Source organism: Streptomyces sp. Y20 (assembly GCF_043195475.1).
Taxonomy (GTDB): Bacteria; Actinomycetota; Actinomycetes; order Streptomycetales; family Streptomycetaceae; genus Streptomyces.
On record NZ_JBIDDP010000005.1, the window covers coordinates 322,344 to 338,391 of the forward strand.

The window sequence follows — 16,048 nt, forward strand, 5'->3', positions numbered from 1 at the left end:
CCGGAGGGCCACTGGTACTGTAGATGGCTGTGCCTCATGCCCTCTCGGCGCGAGGCGCGACAGACAAGTTTGGATCACCGGAGCGGGACCCTCGCGGCCCCGCTCCTGAACCTGAAAAGGCTCCTTCGTGGCGAACATCAAGTCCCAGATCAAGCGGATCAAGACCAACGAGAAGGCCCGGCTGCGCAACAAGGCCGTCAAGTCCTCCCTGAAGACCGCGATCCGCAAGGCTCGCGAGGCCGCTGCCGCGGGTGACGTCGAGAAGGCCACCGAGCTCCAGCGCGCTGCCGCGCGTGCGCTCGACAAGGCCGTCTCGAAGGGCGTCATCCACAAGAACCAGGCCGCCAACAAGAAGTCGGCGCTCGCCGGCAAGGTCACGTCCCTCAAGGGCTGAACTCCCTTCTTGATCTGACCGCCGGAAGGACCCAGAGCGGGCCCTCTCTCTCCGCTCCCGTCCGGCATCCCGAGCCTGTACGCGGCCTGCGTTCGCCACGCGGGTACGGGCTCACACAGCTTGGTACCGAGGCCCCGGCCCCCACCCTTCCCCAGGGTGGACGCCGGGGCCTTCGGCATGTGGATCTCCTGCCGGAGCCGGTGGGCAGTAAATGCGTCGACAGCGCCCCTCCACAACCGGCAGAGTGGCCGCCCGTGACCAGCAGCGAGCTGTGGACCCGTACGACCGCCGACCGTTACGACGCCGAGGAGACCGAGATGTTCTCGGCCTCGGTTCTCGGACCGACTCTCGCCTTCCTCACCGAGCTCGCCGAAGACGGCCGCGCACTGGAGTTCGCCATCGGAACCGGCCGGGTCGGCGTCCCGCTCCGGGAACGCGGCGTGCCGGTGGCGGGCATCGAACTGTCCGGGCACATGGCCGCGGTCCTGCGGCGCAAGATCGACGAGGACACGCTCCCGGTGACCATCGGGGACATGGCCACGACCGTCGTCCCCGGCGAGTTCGCCCTGGTCTACCTCGTCTACAACACCATCACCAACCTGCTCACGCAGGACGAGCAGGTCGAGTGCTTCCGCAACGCCGCACGTCATCTGCGGCCCGGCGGCCGTTTCGTCATCGAGCTGGGCCTGCCGCCGCTGCGGCTCCTGCCGCCCGGCCAGGTCGCGGTGCCGTTCGACGTCTCCGAGCGGCATCTCGGTTTCGACACCTTCGACCTGGTCGAGCAGATTCTCGTCTCGCACCACTTCACCCGTGATCGCGACGACGGCCGGTACCGCCGCGGCACCTCCCGGCACCGGTACGTCTGGCCGGCCGAGCTCGATCTGATGGCCCGGATCGCCGGGCTCGAACTGGAGCGTCGCGTCGCGGACTGGGACGGGACGCCGTTCACCCAGGACTCCGCGAAGCACATCTCCGTGTGGCGCAAGCCGGCCTGAGATCGGCCACCGGGCCGTCGGTACAAGCCGTTCGCCTTACGGTCCGGCGTACGGTGCCCCGCGCGGAGCCATGCCGGGTGCCCCCCGACCGGCGAGGCGACGCCGCCGGTGGAGGGGGCGGCGAGCGGGATACCAGCGGCGTCAGTGATCAGGGCATCAGGGCATGTGATGATTCCGAACCTGACCGCCGGCTTCTCGCCCGGTTCCAGGCCGGCCCGGTCCGTGCCTTCTCAGCCCCGGCCCCTGGAGCGTGCCGCCCGGGCGATCGCCACGACCGCCTTCTCCAAGGCGTACTCCGGGTCGTCACCGGCGCCCTTCACCCCCGCGTCGGCCTCGGCGACCGCGCGCATCGCCAGTGCGACACCGTCGGGCGTCCACCCCCGCATCTGCTGCCGGACCCGGTCGATCTTCCACGGCGGCATCCCCAGCTCACGCGCCAGATCAGCCGGCCGTCCCCCGCGCGCGGAGGAAAGCTTCCCGATCGCCCGCACGCCCTGCGCCAGCGCACTGGTGATCAGCACGGGCGCCACCCCCGTCGCCAGCGACCACCTGAGCGCCTCCAGCGCCTCAGCCGTACGCCCCTCCACGGCCCGGTCGGCGACCGTGAAGCTGGAGGCCTCGGCCCGTCCGGTGTAGTACCGCCCGACGACCGTCTCGTCGATCGTGCCCTCCACGTCGGCCACCAGCTGCGACACCGCCGAGGCCAACTCCCTCAGGTCGCTCCCGATGGCGTCGCAGAGCGCCTGGCAGGCCTCCGGGGTGGCCGACCGTCCGGTCGAGCGGAACTCCCCCCGCACGAAGGCCAGTCGGTCCGCCGGCTTGGTCATCTTCGGGCAGGCCACCTCCCGTGCGCCCGCCTTGCGCGCGGCGTCCAGCAGCCCCTTGCCCTTGGCCCCGCCTGCGTGCAGCAGCACGAGGGTGATCTCCTCGGCGGGCGAACCGAGGTACGCCTTCACGTCCTTGACCGTGTCGGCCGACAGGTCCTGCGCATCGCGTACGACCACGACCTTGCGCTCGGCGAAGAGCGACGGGCTGGTCAGCTCGGCGAGGGTGCCGGGCTGCAGCTGGTCCGAGGTCAGGTCACGCACGTCCGTGTCGGCGTCGGCGGCCCGGGCGGCGGCCACCACCTCCCGCACGGCACGGTCGAGCAGGAGATCCTCCTGGCCCACGGCAAGGGTCACCGGGGCGAGAGGGGCGTCATTCGCAGATTTCCTTGCCATCGCCCCAAGCATCCCACGCGGCACTGACACCGCACCGGCCCGAAGCCCGACCGACCCCGGGCCCCCCGGTCGGTCAGCGCGGCTCTCGGGTGCCGTCGATGATGCGGGTCCAGTTGTCACCGCCGTGTCCGTCCGTGATCGCGCGCCGACAGTGGGCCTGGACGGCCAGGGGGAGCGCGAGGTCGAGGCCGAGTGGCGTGCTGGTCTCGACGATGTGGTCGGACGTCGCACCCATCGTGGTGACCGTGCTGAGGTCACCAGGATGCTCCCCGCATCCAGCGCGGCGCCGGGGTCCTCCTCACCAGCTCTCAGGATGGCGCCGATCGAGCCGGCGGAGGAGAGCAGCTCCGCTTCCCTGGCCTGCATTCCCGCGGTGCCCAGCATGGCTCAAGCGGCCCGATCCGCACCGGAGCCGCCCACCGTGTCCGTAGTGCTCCCCGCGGCACGATTCCCCGCGGACGGAGGCCGCCGCCCGGGTCACGGCTCCTCGCGCCAGCCCTCCCACTCCCCCGCGAACGCGTCCAGCTCGGCCGGGTCGAGCCGCTCGTTCCGGTCGCGCAGGACCAGCAGCCACTGGGCGTCCTCTGCGTCGTCCTCACCGGCCAGCGCGTCCCGGACGAGCCGCGGCTCCTCGTCGATCCCGAACCGCTCCCCGAGCGCCTCGGCCGCCTCCTCGGCGGCGTCACGGTCGGGCAGCACCAGCACGTGTCTCACATCGCTCACGCCCCCATTCTCCGGTACCGGGACACGCCCCGGAGCGCCACGTCAGGCCTCCGCCAGCCCCTCTCAGCGCTCTCTCGTCACCCGCATCTCCCCGTCCGTCCCTCCGGTGCCGCCGACCGCGAGGCCGCCGTCCCGGTCCGTGCGCAGCACCACCGCGCCGCCGGCCCGCAGCGCTGCCACGGTCGTCGGTGCCGGGTGGCCGTACGGGTTGTCGGCGCCGGCGGAGACGAGGGCCACCCGGGGCGCCACGAGCCGCATCAGCTCGGGGTCCTGGTGGGCCGAGCCGTGATGGGCCACCTTCAGCACGTCCACCCCGGCCAGCCCGGCCGCGGCCGGAGACCGCAACAGCGCCTGCTGGGAGGGGGGTTCGAGGTCTCCGAGCAGCAGCAGCCGCAACCCGCCGGTGCGTACGAGCAGGGCCACGCTGGCGTCGTTCGGCCCCTCCGGTTGCAGCACGGCGTCCGGCCTGGCCGGGGACGCGCGCACGCCGGTGGGAGACGTCGTGCCCTGCGGCGGCCACAGGACCCGCCAGGCGAGCGGCCCGGCGCGCCGCTCCTCTCCCGCGACGGCCCTCGTGACCGGGATGTGCCGTTCGGCTGCCTCCCTCATGACGAACTCCGCCTGCGCGGCCGGTTCCTCGAACCCGGTGGTCTCGATCGCGGCCACCGAGCGGCCCCGCAGGACGCCGGGCAGTCCCGCGACGTGATCGGCGTGGAAGTGGGTCAGCACCAGCAGGGGGATCCGGGTGATGCCCAGCCGTGTCAGGCACCGGTCGACCAGCACCGGATCGGGCCCTGCGTCCACGACCACCCCGGCGCCGTCGCCCGCCGCCAGCACCGTCGCGTCCCCCTGCCCGACATCGCACATCGCGAACCGCCAGCCCGGCGGCGGCCACCCCGTGATCACCCGGGTCAGCGGTGCCGGCCGCGTCACCAGCAGCACGAGCAGCACCCCGAGCACCCCGCACCACCACGGATGCCGCACCAGTCTCCGGCCGGCCAGGAAGACCACCACGGTGACCGCGGCGAGCAGCAGCGCCCCCGGCCAGTTCCCCGGCCAGTCCACACCCGCGCCGGGCAGCGCGGCCCCGGTCCGGGCCACCCACGCGATCCAGCCGGCCGGCCAACTCGCCCACCAGGCCAGCGCCCTGGCAATCGGCATCGCCACCGGTGCCGTCGCGAGCGCCGCGAACCCCAGCACCGTGGCCGGTGCCACCGCCAACTCGGCCAGCAGGTTGCACGGCACCGCCACCAGGCTCACCCTGGCCGACAGCACCACCACGGCCGGCGCGCACACCGCCTGCGCGGCGGCTGCCGCCGCCAGGGCCTCGGCGAGCCGCGGCGGCACGCGGCGGCGCCGCAGCGCCGCGCTCCAGCCCGGCGCCAGCACGAGCAGCGCGCCGGTGGCCAGGACCGACAGCAGGAAGCCATAACTGCGGGCCAGCCACGGGTCGTACAGCACCAGCAGCAGGACGGCCGTGGCCAGGGCCGGTACGAGTGATCCCCGGCGCCCGGTGGCCAGGGCCAGCAGGGCGACCGCGCCGCAGGCGGCGGCCCGCAGGACGCTGGGGTCGGGCCGGCACACGATCACGAAGCCCAGCGTCAGCGCTCCCGCGAGCAGGGCCGTCGCCCGCAGCGAGAGGCCCAGCCGCGGGGCCAGTCCCCGGCGCTCGGCCCGTCGGGCCAGTCCGGGCGGCCCGATGAGCAGCGCGAGCAGGATGGTGAGGTTGCTGCCCGAGACGGCGAGTGTGTGCGCCAGGTCCGTCCTGTCGAAGGCGTCCTCCAGCTCGGGCGTGATCCGCGAGGTGTCCCCGACGACCAGCCCGGGCAGCAGCGCCCGGGCGTCCGCGGGCAGGCCGTCGGTCGCCTTCCGCAGGCTGGCCCTGAGCCCCGCCGCCAGTCGTTGCGGGCCGCTCGGCCCCGCCACGACGCGCGGCTCCGGCCGGCCCCGGACCCGCAGCACGGCCGCAGTACGGTCACCGCCCGTCAGCGCGGGCGCCAGCCGCCCGTTCACCCGCAGCCGCGTGGACGGCGTCAGCCCGAGCCAGGCCGCGCGCCCGACGGCCCCTTCGCGCCCGGCGGCCCTTTCGTGTCCGGCAGGCCCTTGGCGTCCGACGGGCCCCTCCCGTCCAGCGGCCGGCGGTGCTGGACCGCCGCCGTCCCCGTCGCGTCCCACGGGTGCCGGGACGTCCGTGTCGACGATCAGCAGCACGGGGGTGCGTGTCCGCACCCGCGTACCGTCGGCCTCCTCGACGCCGCGCACCTCTGCCCGGGCCAGCACCGCCGCGGGTGCCGCCTGGTCGCCCCGCACCCGTGGCCTGCTCAGCCAGGGATCGCCGGTGATCTCGACCTCGGCGGTCACGGTCGCGGACCGCCGGGCCAGCTCGGGGATCGGGCCGCGCCGGACGTCCGCCCCGTGCAGCACCGCGGAGACGGCCGCCGCTGCGGCGCAGAGCAGCACCGCCGCGACGGGAGCACGGGCCCAGCCGAGCCGGCCAGGCACCCACGCCGCGTCCCCCTCACGCACAGCCCGCCGGGCAACCACCCCCCGCACGCCGGGTGCGGGCACCCGCCCACCCGGCACAGGCACCACCCGCCCGACCCGCACAGGCACCACCTGCCCGACCGGGACAGGCACCGTGGTCGCCGTTGCCGCCACCCGTGCCGGGCCGCCCGTCGCCGCTTGCCCCACCCGTTCCCGGCCGGTGGACCCCGGTGCGGGGTCCGCCCTGCCGTCCCGAGTAGTCCCGGCCGGCCGCCGCACCGACAGCAGGGCGATTCCGCCGGCCAGACAGACGGCCACGATCGCAACGGCCCAGGCCGGGGGCGCGTCCAGGGTCAGGGCCGCCGTGGCCCAGGCCGCGAGCGCGGGCGGTACCAGCCGCAGGTCCAGGGGTTCCGTCCGGCCCGTGTCGGCGCTCGCGGGCTCCCCAGGCTTCACGGACTCCCCCGACTCGCCCGACTCCCCCGGATCCCCAGGCTTCTCCGGGCCGGTACGCAGATCCGCCTCGTCCGGTGTGCTGCTCATGGCCGTACCAGGTCGCGCAGATCGGTGAAGCGGCGGTCGCCGATGCCGTTGACCTGGCGCAGCTCGTCCACCGAGCGGAAACCGCCGTGCCGGGAGCGGTAGTCGATGATGTGCTGGGCCAGCACCGGACCGACGCCGGGCAGGGCGTCCAGCTGGTCCGCGGTGGCGGTGTTGAGCGAGACCGGCGGTGCGGGGCCCGTGCCCGCCGGTCCGGAGAGCGGGCCTGCGAGCGTTCCGGCGGCCGGGCCGGGCGGGCCGGCGGCCCCGGCACCCGGGGTGCCGACGACGACCTGCTCGCCGTCGACCAGGAAGCGGGCGCGGTTGAGGCCTTCCGTGCTGACACCCGGCCGGACTCCGCCCGCCGCCCGCAGCGCGTCGGCCACCCGGGCACCGGCCGGCAGCCGCCGGATCCCCGGCTTGCGGACCTTGCCGCCGACATCCACGACGATCTCCGCACCCGGAGTCGCCGACGGGCCGCCGCCCGCCCCGACCGCGGAGTCCGGGTCCCTCTGATGGAAGGGCGGCTGCGCGCGCACCACCTGGGGGGCGCTCACGGGCTGGGGGCGGGCCGCCCAGAAGTGCTGCACGGCGAAGACGGCGGCGGCCACGAGCAGCACGGTGAGCGCCAGGACCCCCCGCCGCTCCACCGCGTACCGTGCCTGGAGCCATACCGGCATCCGTTCCCGCAGTGCCAGCCCGGCCCGCTCCCACCGGCCCGGAACCGCGTCCTGCGAGTCCGCCGGGTCCGTCAAGTCCCACAAGTGCCTCGGGCCCTGCGGGCCAGCCGGGTCTTCCGCCTCCGACGACCCGACCTCCCCGGCCCGTCGGTGATTCGAGGCGATGCCGGGGACCGGAGACGGCCCATCGGCCGGAGCGGGTGCCGTGGCCGGTCCCGGCGCCTTCGCGGTCCAGGTCGTCACGGACCGGGTCGTCAAGGACGGGGGCGTCGCCGGGCAAAGGCCGGGTGCCGGCCCCGTCGCCGTCGCTGTCGCCAGCGCCGTCGCCGTCGCCGTCGCCGTCGCCGTCCGAGTGGACCCGGCGGTGTCCGGTGGTGGTGCGTTTCCCGACTCCCCCCACGGCGTGCCGCGTTCACCGAAGAGGAGCTCCGCGCGGCGGCGCAGCTCCTCCGCCGGTGCCGGCGGGCGATGGCGGGTGCCGCCGTGGCCGGCGGAGCGGCGATGGCGGACGCGGCCGTCGGAGGTCGGAGAGCGGCCGGGGCCGCTGGTGGGCGTCGCCGTGCGTGGACGTGATCGAAGTGCCATGCGACGAGGATGGGGCAAGCTGCCGTCCCGCGATGATCTCGGTCGATTTCGGTGGATGACGGCCTGGTTGTGGAGAACTCCGTCACCCGCACGAGTGAGCACGAGTGAGACGGCACCCGCGACCACGTTCGGGCAGGGGTGCGAGGGCCCCGGTGTCAGCGGGGTGAGACGACCGCGCCGAGCAGCCCGGGCCCGGTGTGCGCGCCGATCACCGCTCCGACCTCGCTGACATGCAGGTCGGCCAGCCCGGGGATGCGTACCCGCAGCCGGTCGGCGAGCGCGGCGGCACGGTCGGGGGCGGAGAGGTGGTGGACGGCGATGTCGACCTCGGCGCCGGCCGCCTGCTCGGCGGCGAGTTCCTCCAGGCGCGCGATCGCCCTGGACGCCGTGCGCACCTTCTCCAGCAACTCGATACGGCCGCCGTCCAGCTGGAGCAGGGGCTTGACTGCGAGCGCGGAACCGAAGAGGGCCTGCGCGGCTCCCATACGGCCGCCTCGGCGCAGATAGTCGAGGGTGTCGACGTAGAAGTAGGCGGAGGTGCCCGCGGCCCGTTTCTCGGCGGCCGTGACGGCTTCGTCCACGGTGCCGCCGGCCGCCGCGGTCTCGGCCGCGGTGAGCGCGCAGAAGCCGAGGGCCATGGCGATCATGCCGGTGTCCACCACCCGCACGGGCACCGGCGCCTCGCGTGCGGCGAGGACGGCCGCGTCGTAGGTGCCGGACAGCTCGGCGGACAGGTGCAGGGAGACGATGCCGTCGACGCCGGACGCGGCGACCCGGCGGTAGGTCTCCGCGAACACCTGGGGGCTGGGGCGGGAGGTGGTGACGGAGCGTCGCTTCTGGAGCGCCTGTGCCAGGGAGCGGGTGGAGATCTCGGTGCCTTCTTCGAAGGCCCGGTCGCCGAGGACCACGGTCAGCGGGACCGCGGTGATGCCGTGACGCTCCATCGCCCGGGGCGGCAGGTAGGCCGTTGAATCGGTGACGATGGCGACATGGCGGGACATGAGCTGGAGGTTACCTGCCGGGGCGCTCATGCGGCAGCCCGGCCCGTGGGGCGCGGGCGGGGAGCGGTCCGCTCATGTGGTCTTCTCCGGGCGGGACTTCTTCTGCCAGGGGAAGGAGGTGCGCCCGACCGGCGGGGCGATCGCCTCGGGGGCCGGTCCCCCGGCGGGGCCGGAGTCCGGTGCGGGGCGGCCTCCGGGTGTGCGGGGCCAGGTCTGTTCCGTGGCCGCGTCGCGGGACGTCGAGGGGGCGGGCGCTTCGGGCCACTGCGGGGGTGCCTCGGCGGGCTCGGTCCGCGTCCAGTGGCGCAGGGCGCCCGCTTCCATGTCGATCTGCGCGCTGAGGCTGCCCAGGTCGTCGTCGGCGAAGCGGCGGGCCCGGTCGCGGACGGCCCAGCGCAGGGAGTCCGCGGATCGCGTGATGCGCTCGGTGCGCTCGCGCAGCCCGGGCAGGCGCTCGGCGAGCGTGGCCCGGTCCGGCTCGGACTCCAGGCGCTTGAGGTCGGCGTCCAGCTCGTGTCCGTGCGCACTGAGCCGCTGGAAGAGGCCGAGGGACTCCTTCAGCGACTCGTCCTCGGCGACGCCCGCGTGCAGCGCGTCCTGCGTGGCGCGCATGGAGGTGCGCAGCGCGAGCCGCAGCTGGGCGATCTCACCGGCCGGGCCGATCTGCGCGAAGGACTTGGCGCGCAGGGTGTGGTCCTCCACCGTGCGCCGGGCCTGCGCGATCGTCCGGTCGACCCCGCGCCTGGCCGCGCCGACCGCCTTGACCGTGGCGTACGTGCCCAGGCCGACGAAGAGCAGGAAGAGCAGGGCGAACACGGCGATCACTACTTCCATGACGCTCCTCCTCGATCCGGGACGGCGGCGGCCGCGCTCTCCACGGTAAACGCTGCGGGCAGGCCCGGGGTTCCGCGAGAACCCCGAACCTGCCCGTAGGGGACTACCCCGACGCCGGTTTCGTCCGGCATCCGATGATCACGCCGGGACGATGTTCACCAGCTTCGGGGCCCGCACGATCACCTTGCGGATGCCCGCGCCGCCCAGCGCCGCCACGACCTTCTCGTCCGACAGGGCCGCCTTCTCCAGTTCCTCCTCGGAGATGGCGGGCGACACCTCCAGACGCGCCTTGACCTTGCCCTTGATCTGCACGACGCAGGTCACGGTGTCGTCCACCACGTACCGCGGGTCGGCGACCGGGAAGTCGCGGTGGACGACCGATCCCGTGTGGCCCAGCCTGCGCCACAGCTCCTCGGCGATGTGCGGGGCCAGCGGGGCGACCATCAGCACCAGCGGCTCGGCCACGGACCGCGGCACCGCGGTGCCGGCCTTGGTCAGGTGGTTGTTCAGCTCGGTGACCTTGGCGATGGCGGTGTTGAAGCGCAGGCCCTCCAGGTCCTGGCGGACGCCGTCGACGGCCTTGTGCAGGGCGCGCAGGGTCTCCTCGTCGGGCTCGGCGTCGGTGACGGTGACCTCGCCGGTGTTCTCGTCGACGATGTTGCGCCACAGCCGCTGGAGCAGCCGGAACTGGCCGACCACCGCGCGCGTGTCCCACGGGCGGGAGACGTCCAGCGGGCCCATGGCCATCTCGTACAGGCGCAGGGTGTCGGCGCCGTACTCCGCGCAGATCTCGTCCGGGGTCACCGCGTTCTTCAGGGACTTGCCCATCTTGCCCAGCAGGCGGCTGACCTGCTCGCCCTCGTGGTAGTAGGCGCCGTCGCGCTCCTCCACCTCGGCGGCCGGCACGGCGATGCCGCGGCTGTCGCGGTAGACGTAGGCCTGGATCATGCCCTGGTTGTACAGCTTGTGGAACGGCTCGGCCGAGGAGACGTGTCCCAGGTCGTACAGGACCTTGGACCAGAAGCGCGCGTACAGCAGGTGCAGCACGGCGTGCTCGGCGCCGCCGACGTACAGGTCGACACCGCCGTGCGGGCGGTCCTCGCGCGGGCCCATCCAGTACTGCTCGACCTCGGGGTCGACCAGCTGCCGGTCGTTGTGCGGGTCCAGGTACCGGAACTCGTACCAGCAGGAACCGGCCCAGTTGGGCATGGTGTTGGTCTCGCGGCGGTACTTCCTGGGGCCGTCGCCCAGGTCCAGGGTGACGTTGACCCAGTCCTCGTTGCGCGACAGGGGCGTCTCGGGCCGGGTGTCGGCGTCGTCCGGGTCGAAGGTGCGCGGGCTGTAGTCCTCGACCTCGGGCAGCTCCAGCGGCAGCATCGACTCGGGCAGCGCGTGGGCGATGCCGTCCTCGTCGTAGACGATCGGGAAGGGCTCGCCCCAGTAGCGCTGGCGGCTGAACAGCCAGTCGCGCAGCCGGAAGTTGACGGTGCCCTCGCCGATGCCCTTCTCCCGCAGCCACTCGGTGATGCGGGCCTTGGCCTCGGCGACGCCCAGGCCGTCCAGGGACACGTCGGCGTTCGCGGAGTTGACGATCTTCGCGTCGTACGAGGCGAAGGCGTTCTCCCACACCGAGGTGTCCGTGCCCCGGCCGTCGGTCGGCTCGACCACGCAGACGACCGGCAGCTCGAAGGCGCGCGCGAACTCGAAGTCGCGGCTGTCGTGCGCCGGGACTGCCATGATCGCGCCGGTTCCGTAGCCCATCAGGACGTAGTCGGCGATGAAGACGGGGACCTGCGCGCCGTTGACCGGGTTGGTGGCGTAGGCGCCGATGAAGACGCCGGTCTTGTCCTTGGCCTCGGCCTGCCGCTCGACGTCGGACTTGGCGGCGGCCTGCGCGCGGTAGGCGGCGACGGCCTCCGCCGGGGTCGCGTGGCCGCCGGTCCACGCCTCGCGGGTGCCCTCCGGCCAGGTCTCGCCGGTGAACTTCTCGACCAGCGGGTGTTCGGGGGCCAGCACCATGTAGGTCGCGCCGAACAGGGTGTCCGGGCGGGTGGTGAAGACCGTGATGTGCTCGCCGTCGATGGGGAAGCCGACGCGGGCGCCCTCGCTGCGGCCGATCCAGTTGCGCTGCTGGAGCTTGATGGCCTCGGGCCAGTCCAGCTCCTCCAGGTCCTCCAGCAGCCGGTCGGCGTAGGCGGTGATGCGCATGTTCCACTGGCGCAGCTTGGACTTGAAGACCGGGAAGTTGCCGCGCTCGGAGCGGCCGTCGGCGGTGACCTCCTCGTTGGCCAGCACGGTGCCCAGGCCGGGGCACCAGTTCACGGGCGCCTCGGAGGCGTAGGCCAGGCGGTACTCGCCCAGGATCTCGGCGCGCTCGGCGGCGGTCAGCTCGCTCCACGCGCGCGTGGTGCCCGGAACCGGCCGCTCACCGGACTCGAAGCGGGCGATCAGCTCGGAGATCGGACGGGCCTTGCCCGCCTCCTCGTCGTACCAGGAGTTGAAGATCTGGAGGAAGATCCACTGGGTCCACTTGTAGTACTCCGGATCGATCGTGGCGAACGACCGGCGCTTGTCGTGGCCCAGGCCCAGCCTGCGCAGCTGGGCCTTCATGTTCTCGATGTTGGCCTCGGTGGACACGCGCGGGTGCGTGCCGGTCTGCACCGCGTACTGCTCGGCGGGCAGGCCGAAGGCGTCGAAGCCCAGGGTGTGCAGGACGTTGTGGCCGGTCATGCGCTGGAACCGGGCGTAGACGTCGGTGGCGATGTAGCCCAGCGGGTGGCCGACGTGCAGGCCGGCACCGGACGGGTACGGGAACATGTCCATGACGAACTTCTTGGGCCTGGCGACCAGCTCGGGGTCGCCCGCCAGGTCGCCCTTGGGGTTCGGCGCCGCGTAGGTGCCGTCGGCGTCCCAGAAGTCCTGCCAGCGTGCCTCGATCTCGGCAGCCATGACGGCCGTGTAGCGGTGCGGCGCCGCATCCGCCGGCACGGCGGCGGTGGCAGCGGGGTTCGTCTCGCTCATGATCTCAAAGCTCCATCGATCGTCTCTGCCCGCGGAAATGAAAAAGCCCCTCGCACAGGAGGGGACGCCGCGCCGATGCCGACCTCACGGCTCACCGCCGGGTCGGTACTGATCAGCGCGGCCCGCTAAGCAGAAGGCGTACGGCACGCATGGCGTTAGGGTACCGCAGCCCTTGAGCAAGCGGCGACGCGCTTCCGTATGCCTGAGGGACATGTCACGCAGCCCGCCGGAACTGAATGAAGGTCAACGATGACCAGGCGTACCGTCCCTCCAGGGACACCGCTCCAGTCGCATGGTCCGTTGATCACAACGCGATGACTGAAACACCGTACTGATCGGTATGGCGCCACCTAGAGTGCGGCAGCGGGACCGCTTTCCCGAAACTGCTCGGAGTTGCCCCCATGAACCCTCGTCGTAGTACCAGCTCGCTCCCCAAACCGGGCCGCTCGGCCTATGGGGTGGCGTCCGCTGTCGTCCTGCTGCTCATACCCGTGGCCGTGCTGGTCGGAGGCAGCCAGTTCCGCGAGTTCCTGAACTTCGGCGCGGGCGTCCTGTCCCTCGTCTCGCTGAGCTGCTCGGTGATCTGGGGCCTGTTCGCACAGGACCGGATCTTCCTGAACACGCGGCAGCGGATCGTCGGCCAGGCGGTGCACCGCACCACCGCGGTCGCCTCGATCGCGTTCCTGCTGCTGCACATCACCACGAAGATCGTGCTGGACCACACCCGGCTGATCGCCGCGGTCATCCCGTTCTCGCTGGGCGTGACCGGGATCGGCGGCCTGATCGGACTGGGCTCCCTGGCGGGCCTGCTGATGATCTTCGTGGGCGTCACCGGCGCGCTGCGCAGCAACTTCGCCGCCCCCGCTCCGGTCGCCGCCCGCTGGCGGGCGATGCACATGCTGGCCTACCCGGCCTGGTGCGCGGCGCTGGTCCACGGGCTCTACGCGGGTCGATCCGCCAAGCCGGTCTTCGTGATCCTCTACAGCCTGTCACTGCTCGGCGTCATGGGCGCCCTCGCGCTGCGCGCCGCCCCGCGGCCCGTCAAGCGCAAGGTCGCCGACCGGCTGGTGGCGCTGTTCGGCAGCTCCGAGCGGCCGGGACTGGACGAGCTGGACGCGAGCCGCTCCCGGGCGTCCGAGTCGCTGCCCGGTTACGGCAGCCGGCGGGAGGCGAAGCCGTTTCCCACCGGACCGGCGGCTTCCACCGCGCCGCTGTACCAGTCCCCCGCGGCCCCCGCGCCGGATCCCGCCGCGGGCTTCGCGGCGGCCTACCGCGCGGTGTCCACGCCGGGCATCCCGGGCGGGGCGTTCCCGGGCAGCCCGTTCGTGCCCGGCGAGACGGCCCGCATGGACCTGCCGCTGGACCTCCAGCCCACGCAGGCCGTCCCGCGCGTGGACGGCCCCTCCAGCACCTCGGGCAGCTGGCCGGTCCCGTCCCCGCCGCCGGTCGGCGAGGCCCCGCCGTCCGCGTACGACCCGCTCCAGGACACCGGATACACCATCCCGGTCTACGGCAATCCGGGCGCCGGCGGATACGGCGGAAGTGACGTGTACGACACCGGTGAGACAAACGGCCTCTACGGCACGTACAACCCGAGTGACACGTACAACAGCGGTCCCACCACCGAAACGCTGCCCGGCACGTCCTACGACACGCCGGGTTCGGGCGAACCTTGGAACACGCCTTCCGGAGGCTTTTAAGTGAACGAGGCCCTGCCCGACGTCCCCGAGGTCCGCGTGGTCGGCCTTCCCCAGCTCACGTCGGGCTTCGACCTTGTGGAGCGGCTCGACCTCCCCATGCACCTGAAGGTGCACGGGCCGCTCGACCCGCTGGGCGGCGAGCAGCTCGCCCAGCTCTCCGAAGGCATCAACCTACGGGGCCGCGGCGGCGCCGGCTTCCCCTTCCACAAGAAGCTGCGCTCGGTCGCCGAGGCGGCGATCAAGCGCGGGGTGCGGCCGGTCGTCGTGGTCAACGGCAGCGAGGACGAGCCCGCCTGCCGCAAGGACACGGTGCTCATCAACCGCGCCCCGCACCTGATCCTCGACGGCGCACTGCTGTGCGCGGAGGCGCTCGGCGCGCGCACCCTGGTCATCGGGGTCACCCGGGAGTCCACCCAGCGCTCCATGGAGGCGGCGCTCGCCGAGCGGGGCCTGAGCAACAGCCGCAGATCGGCGCTGCGCGCGTGGGTGCAGCGCAATCCGGTGCGCATGGTCACCGGCGCCGCCGCCTCGTTGATCCGCTCGGTCGACGGCGGCCCGGCGATCCCGCCCGGCCGCAAGATCAGCGCGTCGCAGAGCGGGGTCGGCGGAGCGCCCACGCTGCTGTCGAACGCGGAGACGTTCGCGCAGCTGGCCATCGCCGCCCGCATCGGCCCGGAGCGGTACGGCAACACCGGCCTGTACGACGAGCCGGGCACCGTGATGCTCACCGTGTCCGGCGCAGTCGCCCGCCCGATGGTGATCGAGGTCCCGACCGGCGTGCCGCTGCGCTACGTGCTCCAGCTGGCGGGCGCCCCGCCCGTGCCGCAGGGCGTGCTGACCGGCGGCTACCACGGCAAGTGGATCGACGCGGCGACGGTCGACGAGGCGATCGTCTCCCGCAACTCGCTGGACGCGGTGGGCGGTTCACTGGGCGCGGGCGCGATCCTGCCGATCAGCCAGGACACCTGCCCGCTGGGCGAGTCGCTGCGGGTGGCGCAGTGGCTGGCCGAGGAGAGCGCCGGCCAGTGCGGTCCCTGCTACCTCGGACTGCCCGCCGCCGCGCGCGGGCTGGAGGACATCCTCAACGGCGGCGGACCGGCCGCCCTGGAGGCGCTCAAGCAGGTCGCGAAGAACGTCAAGCGGCGCGGGGCGTGCTCCCACCCGGACGGTTCGGCGATGTTCCTGGAGTCGACCATCAAGGCGTTCACCGACGACCTGGCCGCCCATGTCCTCGGGAACGGCTGCGGGCGGCCCGTGGCGGGCGTTCTGCCGCTCTTCGAGGGGGGCAGGGGCCCCGCGGGCATCCCGGGTGGCGCGGAGCCGGAGGAGACCGGCGGCAGCCGCCAGAAGATCCACGTCGACTGGACGCTGTGCCGGGGCCACGGGCTGTGCGCGGACATCCTGCCGGAGGTGTTCGAACTGGGCGCCGACGGTTTCCCGACCGTCGCCCAGGCGCAGGTGCCCCGGTACGCGGAGGCGAAGGCCCTGCGCGCGGTGCGCCGCTGCCCGGCGCTGGCGCTGCGCCTGGAGGAGGACACGCGCGGGCAGGCGCCGGCGCGGAACCTGCCGGTTCTCTCCCAGGGGCGCGGCCGGCGCGCGCTGGGCCGCTGAGCACACGGCGGCGGGTCACCCGGTCCGGATGACCCGCCGCCGTCCACGCGTTCCCGTGGTGTGCGGCACGGGGCGCAACACGCCGAAGGCGGACCATCCGTGGGATGGTCCGCCTTCGACTTCTGTGGAGCTAAGGAGAATTGAACTCCTGACCTCCTGCATGCCATGCAGGCGCTCTACCAACTGAGCTATAGCCCCTTGCCGCCACGCAGTGGAACCGCGTGTTTCGCGTTCCGCCCGGTTTCCCCGGCGGCGACGCC

11 protein-coding genes, 1 tRNA gene and 1 pseudogene are annotated in these 16,048 nt (G+C 73.3%); 4 read left to right on the top strand and 9 right to left on the bottom strand.

Annotated features, from left to right (window positions below):
- Positions 1–127: 127 nt before the first annotated feature.
- A complete protein-coding gene (gene rpsT, locus ACGFT1_RS15815; protein WP_373909534.1) occupies positions 128–394 on the top strand; it encodes a 30S ribosomal protein S20 in 267 nt (88 codons plus the stop codon).
- Positions 395–648: 254 nt separating this feature from the next.
- Positions 649–1,389, top strand: a complete 741-nt coding sequence (locus ACGFT1_RS15820; protein ID WP_373909535.1) for a class I SAM-dependent methyltransferase — start codon at positions 649–651, stop codon at positions 1,387–1,389.
- Positions 1,390–1,619: 230 nt separating this feature from the next.
- On the opposite strand, the gene holA is transcribed toward ACGFT1_RS15820, so the two are convergent.
- From holA to leuS, 8 genes and pseudogenes are all read right to left on the bottom strand, one after another.
- Complete coding sequence (gene holA, locus ACGFT1_RS15825; RefSeq protein WP_373909536.1) at positions 1,620–2,609, bottom strand: DNA polymerase III subunit delta; 990 nt, start codon at positions 2,607–2,609, stop codon at positions 1,620–1,622.
- A 73-nt stretch (positions 2,610–2,682) separates the two neighbouring features.
- Positions 2,683–2,996 (bottom strand): annotated as a pseudogene (locus tag ACGFT1_RS15830) (NAD(P)-dependent oxidoreductase); the annotation flags it as partial.
- Positions 2,997–3,086: 90 nt separating this feature from the next.
- Positions 3,087–3,332 carry a hypothetical protein gene (locus tag ACGFT1_RS15835; RefSeq protein ID WP_373909537.1) on the bottom strand — a complete coding sequence of 82 codons (246 nt, stop codon included), beginning with the start codon at positions 3,330–3,332 and terminating at the stop codon, positions 3,087–3,089.
- Between the two features lie 63 nt (positions 3,333–3,395).
- A complete protein-coding gene (locus tag ACGFT1_RS15840; protein WP_373909538.1) occupies positions 3,396–6,359 on the bottom strand; it encodes a ComEC/Rec2 family competence protein in 2,964 nt (987 codons plus the stop codon).
- A complete protein-coding gene (locus ACGFT1_RS15845) occupies positions 6,356–7,111 on the bottom strand; it encodes a helix-hairpin-helix domain-containing protein (protein ID WP_373909539.1) in 756 nt (251 codons plus the stop codon). The genes ACGFT1_RS15840 and ACGFT1_RS15845 overlap by 4 nt, the downstream gene beginning before the upstream one ends.
- A 665-nt stretch (positions 7,112–7,776) precedes the next feature.
- Complete coding sequence (locus tag ACGFT1_RS15850) at positions 7,777–8,622, bottom strand: DegV family protein (RefSeq protein WP_373909540.1); 846 nt, start codon at positions 8,620–8,622, stop codon at positions 7,777–7,779.
- A 72-nt stretch (positions 8,623–8,694) separates the two neighbouring features.
- Complete coding sequence (locus tag ACGFT1_RS15855; protein ID WP_373909541.1) at positions 8,695–9,456, bottom strand: hypothetical protein; 762 nt, start codon at positions 9,454–9,456, stop codon at positions 8,695–8,697.
- 138 nt (positions 9,457–9,594) lie between these two features.
- Entirely contained in the window at positions 9,595–12,477 is a 2,883-nt protein-coding gene (gene leuS / locus ACGFT1_RS15860) for a leucine--tRNA ligase (RefSeq protein WP_373909542.1), read from the bottom strand.
- 401 nt (positions 12,478–12,878) lie between these two features.
- On the opposite strand from leuS, the gene ACGFT1_RS15865 reads away from it, so the two are divergent.
- Positions 12,879–14,177 carry a cytochrome b/b6 domain-containing protein gene (locus ACGFT1_RS15865; protein WP_373909543.1) on the top strand — a complete coding sequence of 433 codons (1,299 nt, stop codon included), beginning with the start codon at positions 12,879–12,881 and terminating at the stop codon, positions 14,175–14,177.
- Entirely contained in the window at positions 14,178–15,788 is a 1,611-nt protein-coding gene (locus tag ACGFT1_RS15870; RefSeq protein WP_373909544.1) for an NADH-ubiquinone oxidoreductase-F iron-sulfur binding region domain-containing protein, read from the top strand. It begins immediately after the preceding gene.
- Between the two features lie 125 nt (positions 15,789–15,913).
- On the opposite strand, the gene ACGFT1_RS15875 is transcribed toward ACGFT1_RS15870, so the two are convergent.
- A tRNA-Ala gene (locus ACGFT1_RS15875) sits at positions 15,914–15,986 on the bottom strand.
- Between the last annotated feature and the right edge of the window lie 62 nt (positions 15,987–16,048).